Origin of the sequence: uncultured Jannaschia sp., assembly GCF_947494055.1 — a bacterium.
In the GTDB taxonomy this organism is placed as follows: Bacteria; Pseudomonadota; Alphaproteobacteria; order Rhodobacterales; family Rhodobacteraceae; genus Jannaschia.
In genome coordinates, this window is the sequence record NZ_CANLTR010000150.1 from 1 (window position 1) to 786 (window position 786).

Sequence of the window (786 nt, forward strand, 5' to 3'; positions counted from 1 at the left end):
GCACATGCCGTTTGATGATCACGCTGTTGGCGCCGATGATCAGCAATCGCCGCAAGGATCGCTCCCCCATCTTCGTTGTCGCACCGAGGCGCTGCTTGCCGCCGGTCGAATGCTGTCGCGGCACGAGGCCGAGCCAAGCGGCGAAGTCACGCCCCCGGCGGAATGTCTCCGGCGGCGGAGCCAGGGTCGCGATCGCCGTGGCGATCAAAGGACCGATGCCCGGGATCGTCATAAGCCGCCGGGCGAGGTCGTTCTCCTTGGCGCGGCGCGCTATCTCCGCATCGAGTTCCTTGATCTTTGCTTCCATGTGCGCGAGTGCCGCGATCAGGGTCTTGAGCGTGGGGATGGCCTCGGCCGGCAGCCCGCTTTCCAGCTCCTCAACGATGGCGATCAGCTTCGATGCGTTGGCCGCTCCCTGTGGCACGACCTGTCCGAACTCTGTCAGGTGGCCACGCAGGGCGTTGATCGCCTGCGTCCGCTGCCGGATCAGAAGCTCCCGGACCCGGAAGACCATGGCGGCGCCCTGCGTCTCCTCGCTCTTCACCGGCACAAAGCGCATCGTGGGCCGCATCGCCGCCTCGCAGATCGCCTCCGCATCGGCCGCATCGTTCTTCTGCCGCTTCACGAAGGGCTTGACGTAGGCCGGCGGGATCAGCCGAACGTCATGGCCCAGCTTGCCGATCTCGCGACCCCAAAAATGAGCGCCGCCGCAGGCTTCCATCGCGACGACGCATGCGGGGAGTTGGTCGAAAAACTCCAGCACCTGAACGCGCCGCAACTTCTTGC

At 65.8% G+C, this 786-nt stretch carries 1 protein-coding gene; it reads right to left on the minus strand.

Features of this window, described 5'->3' with window-relative positions:
- Positions 1–786, minus strand: a 786-nt coding sequence (locus tag Q1A87_RS23580; protein ID WP_299657290.1) for an IS110 family transposase, incomplete at both ends; no start/stop codon positions are given.